8 protein-coding genes and 2 pseudogenes are annotated in these 7238 nt (G+C 59.2%); 5 read left to right on the top strand and 5 right to left on the bottom strand.

Annotated features, from left to right (window positions below):
- Positions 1-248: 248 nt before the first annotated feature.
- The 5 genes and pseudogenes from O7A70_RS33170 to O7A70_RS33150 all read right to left on the bottom strand — a co-directional run bounded on the left by O7A70_RS33170 (position 249) and on the right by O7A70_RS33150 (position 2354).
- Positions 249-572 (bottom strand): helix-turn-helix domain-containing protein, encoded by a 324-nt coding sequence (locus tag O7A70_RS33170; RefSeq protein ID WP_337144105.1) that lies wholly within the window; start codon positions 570-572, stop codon positions 249-251.
- A pseudogene (locus tag O7A70_RS33165) lies at positions 559-901 on the bottom strand (type II toxin-antitoxin system RelE/ParE family toxin). The gene O7A70_RS33170 and the pseudogene O7A70_RS33165 overlap by 14 nt, the downstream one beginning before the upstream one ends.
- A 91-nt stretch (positions 902-992) precedes the next feature.
- Positions 993-1562 (bottom strand): type II toxin-antitoxin system VapC family toxin, encoded by a 570-nt coding sequence (locus tag O7A70_RS33160; RefSeq protein WP_337144107.1) that lies wholly within the window; start codon positions 1560-1562, stop codon positions 993-995.
- Entirely contained in the window at positions 1552-1842 is a 291-nt protein-coding gene (locus O7A70_RS33155; RefSeq protein ID WP_337144104.1) for a hypothetical protein, read from the bottom strand. Before O7A70_RS33155 ends, O7A70_RS33160 begins: the two co-directional genes overlap by 11 nt.
- 239 nt (positions 1843-2081) lie before the next feature.
- Positions 2082-2354 (bottom strand): type II toxin-antitoxin system Phd/YefM family antitoxin, encoded by a 273-nt coding sequence (locus O7A70_RS33150; RefSeq protein ID WP_337144103.1) that lies wholly within the window; start codon positions 2352-2354, stop codon positions 2082-2084.
- Here O7A70_RS33150 and O7A70_RS33145 point away from each other — a divergent pair.
- The 5 genes and pseudogenes from O7A70_RS33145 to O7A70_RS33125 form a co-directional block, all read left to right on the top strand.
- Positions 2338-2544, top strand: coding sequence for a hypothetical protein (locus O7A70_RS33145; RefSeq protein ID WP_337144102.1), 207 nt, complete (start codon positions 2338-2340; stop codon positions 2542-2544). The genes O7A70_RS33150 and O7A70_RS33145 overlap by 17 nt on opposite strands.
- A 275-nt stretch (positions 2545-2819) precedes the next feature.
- Positions 2820-3976, top strand: a pseudogene (locus O7A70_RS33140) (site-specific integrase).
- 630 nt (positions 3977-4606) lie between these two features.
- Complete coding sequence (gene repA, locus O7A70_RS33135; protein WP_337144101.1) at positions 4607-5824, top strand: plasmid partitioning protein RepA; 1218 nt, start codon at positions 4607-4609, stop codon at positions 5822-5824.
- Positions 5821-6864: a plasmid partitioning protein RepB gene (gene repB, locus O7A70_RS33130; RefSeq protein ID WP_337144100.1), complete on the top strand. Its 1044-nt coding sequence runs from the start codon at positions 5821-5823 to the stop codon at positions 6862-6864. The genes repA and repB overlap by 4 nt, the downstream gene beginning before the upstream one ends.
- Positions 6865-7063: 199 nt before the next feature.
- Positions 7064-7238 (top strand): helix-turn-helix domain-containing protein (locus tag O7A70_RS33125; RefSeq protein WP_337144106.1); only part of this gene is annotated, 175 nt, incomplete at its 3' end.

Here is a 7238-nt window from a genome sequence, read left to right as displayed (position 1 = left end):
AAGCGCGCCCAGGGCGGCGCCGGCCTGGAAGGCGGCGGCGGCGGCGCTGCTGTCGCGGCCGGACGCGAGCGCCCTGGTGGGCACGGTCGGCGTCGGAGCGGGGCTAGCGGTCGCGGGATGAAGGCGAATCATGCTTTTGGAGGGTAAAGCGATCGTGCGCTTTGCGCCATCATTGTCGCGCCAAAACGCACAGCCTGTCGGCGACATAAAACGAACGATAATGCCTTATCGTTCGTTTTGAAAAAGGCCTACTGCAGCACCTGCAAACCGTGCTTTTCGACCACCGACAGAAGCTTCAGCGCCAGCCCGCTCGGCCGCTTAGCGCCGGTCTCCCACTTCTGCACCGTCGATTCCGACGTGTTGAGATAGCGCGCGAACACCGGCTGGCTGACATGGTTCTTCTCGCGCAGCGCCTTGATGGCATCCGGATCGAACGTTGCGGGCACCGCCAGACAGCCCTCGTCGAAGCTGCGCATCGTCGTCTTGTCGATCGCCCCGACCTTGTAAAGCGCGCTGGCCGAGCTGTGGATCGCGTCGAAGGCGTCGGACTTATATTTTCTAACCTTGTTCATAGCATATCTCCAAAAAATCGATGTCTGCGAGCAACGCGGCGATCTGCCGTTCGGTCAGACCCGCATAGGCTTTGGCCAGTTTACGGAACTCGATGAGTTCATGGTCATCGATGCTGGCCCTGTCCTGCTTGGCGAACAGATATTCATAGACTCAGAACTGGCCGGACTTGGCCAGAATGATCGAGCCGCTTCTTGAACACACCGCCGCCGAGATCCTCGGCTTGTCCCAGCGCCGCCTGCGCGATCGCCTTGCACAAGGCGGCGTCACTGATGCGCGCCTTGCGCGCCGCCCTGGCGAACCAGGCCGTTTTGAATACTCGATCATGCATGGCAAAAGATAGCACGTGGTGCTATGCTATTCAATAGGCACCAAGTTCCTGGTTCGAGAGCGTCCGAAGCTGGCGCGAGCGATCTGAAAGCTCAGGCCCGGTAGAAGAGCACCCGCACCGATGGCACAAGCTGGTTGAGGTAATCGAAATCCCGGATATTGCCGGTCAGGACTGCCGCCCCCAGCAAACCGGCTTGGTGAAAGATCAGCGCATCGTTGAGAAAACGGCGTTCATGCCCCTGCCCTGCCGGCAGATGACTCAGCCGGAACAGAAGGCCGGCAAGCATGCCAGCGCGTCCCCACGCGGTGACGTCGGGAGCATGAAGCCGATGCCCTGGAATGTCCTCGATCGTGTCCTCAACCGCTTTCAGGACTGACTTCGTCGTGGCGTGGGCCGGGTCGAGCCGGCCAAAAACATGGGTGAGCTCGGCAAGGCAGACCGCCGAGTGGTGACAGAGCCGATAGTTGAGAAGGTCATCGACCGCTTCGGGTGAGCGTCCCTGCAGGACGTCCAGATAGACACTCGTGTCAAGCAGAAGGACGCCGCCGATCGGCGGCTCCTCCCCTGCCCAGGACAGCGCGGAATCGGGTCGCCGTTGGAGCCCGGCGGTTCGGACTTGCGGCTTGAGGGAACGCAGTGCGTTCCGCAGATCAAACGACAAGATCGATGTCCGCGGGGATGCTGCCTTTGCGACCGACAAGCCGGGCGCCGAAATCATCCTCAAGGGCCAGCCGTGACAAGGCGAGCTCCAGGAGTTCGGTGTCGGAGTTTACATGAGCGCGCTTCTTCGCTGCCTCGATCAGTTCCGACGACACCCGGCCCGAGAGGCGCGTGTTCTTAGCCGCGCCGAGCAGGCCGAGCGCCCTCGCCTGTTCGAGTGTCAGGCGATTGCGGGTGCGCGCGGCCCGTTCGTCGTTTTCAGCTGCGGTGCGTGTGGCCATGATCATTCTCCCGACGTTGAACGAAATGTAAAGACTGTTGAACGCGGATGCAAGTGAGAATGCCGCCTCCACCTCGGCAAACAGATTCGGCGTCAGCGCGCCCTAATATCCGCTCACGCTGTCGACGGTGCGCAGATCCAGCCCCGGCCAGATGAAAAGGTCCTTGTCGCCCTCCTCCGACCTTCGCGGTGCTGCCAGTCCAACAAGTAGGCGTAGCGAAAACCCAACCGATCCGGACCTCAGTCGGCAGCATACTTGCCGGCGGAGGCGTTGAGTTGCTCGGGCTGCAGTGTCATTTCCGACGCTTCGATCGCGGCGATCTCGGCCTTGCTCAGATCGACGGTGCGCTGGACGCCACGGTCGCGCTTGGACAGCCGCAAAAAGTGCTCATAGGCCATCAGTACGGTGCGCGGACGGCCGTTTTTAGTGATCACCACCGGCTCGCGCACGGCGGCATCCTGATAGGTGCCGAAATTCTTGGAGACTTCGGCGGCAGTGACGGTGGAACTCATCAGTCATAATCCTTTGTTCCGAATAGACGGAAATCCTGGTAATCCTGCAAGAAGTTTCGCCATGGCCTTCCCCGTGCGCCTGCCGGGCGTCGCTTCAATTGAAACCATTTTGGCCAGGCCCAAACCAGCCTCGGCCAAGCGGCCCGAGATTGAGTGGCGCGTCATCCGCGAGGTGACCAACGGCCGTTAGATCGCCCCCGATTTCGGACTGGCGATCGAGTAAGACCTGAGGCTGCGCCGGTGCGCTTGACTCTCATCGGGATCCGGATACGCGCTGCGCCGCAACGGCGATATCAGAGTTGCCCCCGCGACCGGCGAGTGACAGGACGCGCGCGGGCAACGTCGCGTGCGACAGCAACAAAGTGCTGCGCGTTTTGCAGGTGATCGTTGGTGGACAAATCGGCTCGTAGATCGCACCTTAGGCCGCAAAGAATCGTACGCCATGGCATGCCGGTTACGAGATTGATGGGCAATCCCCGCCATTTTATGAAGCGCACCGATCCGGCCGAGGCCGATGATTTGCCGGACATTGTCGATCTCGTGATGGAGATGGGCCATCCGACGCAGCATGAGCAGCGCGGTGGCGAAGAGGGAGTCCCCTCCCCTTCTCTGCCGGTTCGAGCAAAGCAACAAGAACGGTTGCCAGGGCACCTCGAGCGCCTGGCGGACCGCGCCCGCGACTATGTCGAGGCGGCGAGCTCAGCCAACACACGTCGCGCCTACGCGGCGGATTGGAAGTATTTTTGCGCCTGGTGCCGTCGCCAGTCTTTTGAGCCGCTGCCTCCGGACCCGCAGATTGTCGGGCTCTACATCACGGCGCAGGCCTCGGCGCGAGGAGCGACAAAAAGGCGGTGTCGACGATCGAGCGCCGCCTGTCCTCCTTGACCTGGAACTATGCGCAGCGTGGCCAGCCGCTCGACCGCAAGGATCGGCATATCGCGACCGTGCTGGCCGGCATTCGCAACACCCACGCCTCCCCGCCCCAACAGAAGGAGGCTGTCCTGCGCGACGATCTCGTCGCGATGCTGGAGACGCTCGACAGGGGAACCCTGTGCGGCCTAAGGGATCGAGCCATACTGCTCCCTGGCTTCGCCGGCGGCCTGCGCCGCTCCGAGATCGTCGGCCTCGATGTCGGCCGCGACCAGACGGAAGACGGCAGCGGCTGGATCGAATTTTTCCCTGACAAGGGTGTGCTGGTGAGTTTACGGGGTAAGACCGGCTGGCGCGAGGTCGAGATCGGCCGCGGCTCTTCGGACGCCACCTGCCCGGTCGTCGCGCTGCAGACATGGCTGAGACTGGCCCGTATCGCGCATGGGCCTTTGTTTCGTCGTGTCACCGGCCAGGGCAGGGCCGTTGGTGCGGACCGCCTCAACGATCAGGAAGTCGCTCGCCTGGTCAAGCGCACGGCTTTGGCCGCCGGTGTGCGTGGCGATCTGTCGGAAGGCGAGCGCGGTCAAAAGTTTTCCGGGCATTCGCTACGCGCGGGACTTGCCTCGTCGGCCGAGGTCGATGAGCGCTATGTGCAAAAGCAGCTCGGCCACGCATCCGCAGAGATGACCCGCAAATACCAGCGCCGGCGTGATCGGTTCCGCGTCAATCTCACTAAGGCAAGCGGGCTATAAGGGCAGAATGGCCGCTCCCTGTCCTTCTACCAAATCTCTTGAGGCTTAAATGACGTGGCGCGTCAGCTACTGAATATTGCCCACCCCTTTACGCTGACACGGCATCCCTGAAAAAATCGCTTGTTCGTTTGGCCGCTGGACTCATCCCAGGCGTAGGCACGAAATGCATCCGACAACGCTAATGCAGTCCATTGAGGTTACTGTCGCCGCGTACATTACTTCGCCTGCCAATTCGACTTGTTGCCGATCCGTCCGAGACGCCTGTGACACTCAGCACAAGGCACCGAGAATGACGAATAGACTTGCAGTGCAGCCGCAAGGGGGGGGGCTCGTCGCGAAGACGCTGACGTCGACATTGGACGATCAGGCGAGACACATGCAGCAATGGTGGCCGACGGTCCGTGAGTGAGCTGTTGCGATTCGCGACGATTGGACCCGGCTAGATGCCTCAAAGGATTCCGAGTTAGCCGCGGCTAACTGCAGGTAAAAAGCTCGTCGTTTGAGCCCGTTAGTAATCTGTTAACCCTTAATTTGTTGCAGGATATAAAGAATCGGGCATAGTCCCATACCTGCGGAGTCTTTCGCATTCTCGTAAAAATTCCGCAACTGACGTTAAATTGGAAGAAGTCGATGGGCATCACCACCACCATAGAGGCCAGCGCGCCACAAGATGAGCTAAAGACGCTCATTCAGCGGCATTCCGCTGCGTTGGCTAACCAGCTCCAAGCCCACCACCTCAGTACTTTCCCGCCAAACGCTGAAAAGGGGATTCGAAACTTCTCCCCATCTGAAACAGCAAAGCTCATAGGAATCACCGAAGGTTACCTTCGACAAATCGCCGCTGAAATGCCGGACGATGTCTCGACCATCTCGACCGGTGGCCGTCGATCCTACCCGGTCGAGGCCATACACCAAGTTCGCAAATACCTCGACTCCGGAGCCCGTGGAAACCGTCGTTACCTACCTTGGCGCACAAACGACGAGCAGCTTCAGGTCGTGACGGTTATGAACTTTAAGGGAGGGTCGGGAAAAACGACTACCACAGCGCACCTCGCCCAATATTTGGCGCTGAGGGGCTATCGTGTCCTCTCGATTGACCTTGACCCGCAGGCCAGTCTCTCGGCGCTTTTCGGACACCAGCCGGAACTGGACGTCGGCCCCAATGAGACCCTTTACGGGGCAATCCGATACGACGACGAGAAGCGTCCGATTGCGGAAATCGTCCGTGCGACCTACATTCCGGACCTTCATTTGATACCCGGCAATCTCGAGCTCATGGAGTTCGAACACGATACTCCAAAAGCGCTCATGACTCGGGCACCGGGTGACACTCTTTTTTTCGCCCGGATCGGTCAAGCGCTCTCACAGGTGCAGAAGCTTTATGATGTTGTGGTGATCGATTGCCCCCCGCAGCTTGGATTTCTAACCATGTCGGCGCTGACGGCAGCAACATCTGTCCTAATCACGGTGCATCCGCAGATGCTCGATGTGATGTCGATGAACCAGTTCCTCGCTATGACCGGCGATTTGCTTGACGAAATCAGCAGGGCAGGCGCGTCGTCGCAATACCTATGGATGAAGTACCTCATAACGCGGTTCGAACCGAGCGACGGTCCGCAGAACCAAATGGTTGCATTCTTGCGCTCTATCTTTGGAGACCATGTACTCAATCATCCAATGCTAAAGAGCACCGCCATTTCCGACGCCGGGCTCACCAATCAGACCATTTTTGAGGTGGACCGAAGCCAGTTCACGCGCTCGACTTATGATCGGGCGATCGAATCGGTCGAACAGGTCAATTCGGAGATCGAGGCCCTCATCAAGAAAGCGTGGGGGAGAAGTTCATGAGTCGGAAGCAGATTTTTGCAAACCTGACGCCCGTCCCGTCGGAGTCTGGCTATGAAGCTGCTGGTGAAGACCGGCAGGATGCGCCGACGCCGCGCCGGCCTTCCCGAATGCGGCCATTGATGGGTTCGCCAGATCTGATCGAAGACGGTGGACGTTCTCCCGTTGGCGCACTGGGGCAATCCCTCGGCGAGTTGAGTGAGCGCACCAAGCGAGCTGACGAAATCGAGAAGAAGCTCATTTCAGGCCAGGTCATGGTCGAATTGGACCCAACGACCATTGAGCCCTCGTTCATTCCGGATCGCATGCCGACGGATGATGAGGACTTCAGAGGATTCGTCGAAGCGATAGGAAGGGAAGGGCAGCAGGTTCCAATCCTAGTGCGGCCTCATCCTGAAAAAACAGGAAAATATCAGGTTGCGTTTGGACACCGCCGACTGCGCGCTGCACTAGAACTTGGCATCCCGGTTAAGGCAATCGTTCGTAGCCTTACCGACCGGGACCTCGTCGTAGCCCAAGGCCAGGAGAATAACGAACGCCAGGATCTCTCCTATATCGAAAAAGTTCGCTTCGCGCAGAAGCTCGAACAACAGTTTCCGCGGGACGTTATCATGTCTGCACTCTCGGTCTACAAGAGCGACCTTTCGAATATGCTATCGGTCGCCGCCAAGATACCGATCGACCTTATCGATGCAATTGGCCCAGCGCACGGGGTCGGCCGACGCAATTGGATAGCCCTCGCGGACGCACTCGAATCTGACAAGCAACGAGTCCAAAAAGTACGCGAAGTTGCCGGCCAGGTAGAATTTGCCTCGCTCTCTTCGAAAGAACGGTTTGAGACTGTCGCTCAGTCATTGCGGGACGCTCCGCTACCTCGCGAAGCAGAAGCTCTAGTATCCTCGTCCGGGAACGAAATCGGGCGGCTCGTCCAGACCAAGCAAAAGGTCACGCTCACGATCGACCGCCGCACGTCGCCGGAGTTCGCTGAGTTTGTTATGCGTGATGTGCCCCGCCTCTTCGACGACCATCTGAAGAGTCGATAGGTAGATCAACACGATGCGAGAAAGATAGGAGTTTTAACCAGAGCAAAAGAAAAAGGCCCCCGAAGCAACGTCCGGAAGCCCTTCTCCAAGTTAGCACCTAGAGAATCGCATTTCCGCGAATCACAGTCAAGAGTCCCGTAAGGGATTAGCGTCGTTTCGGCGAGCGGATTTCTTTTGCCTAGCGATAGGTGGAAGGAACATGGGGACACATATCTCAACGACGCCCTTTGGGCGGCGGCCGATGACTCTTGGCATGATTTCAAGCCAAGTGGCCGCAAAGGCAATACCGGCGGACCTGACGGTTCACAAATGGCATGTCTTCCAGAACATCAAGGAAGCCAGAGGCGCCTTGGGCGCCACCGATCGCGCGCTGG

This window comes from Mesorhizobium sp. Cs1299R1N1 (assembly GCF_037179655.1).
Taxonomy (GTDB): domain Bacteria; phylum Pseudomonadota; class Alphaproteobacteria; order Rhizobiales; family Rhizobiaceae; genus Mesorhizobium; species Mesorhizobium salmacidum.
This window is presented reverse-complemented; position numbering and strand designations above follow the sequence as displayed.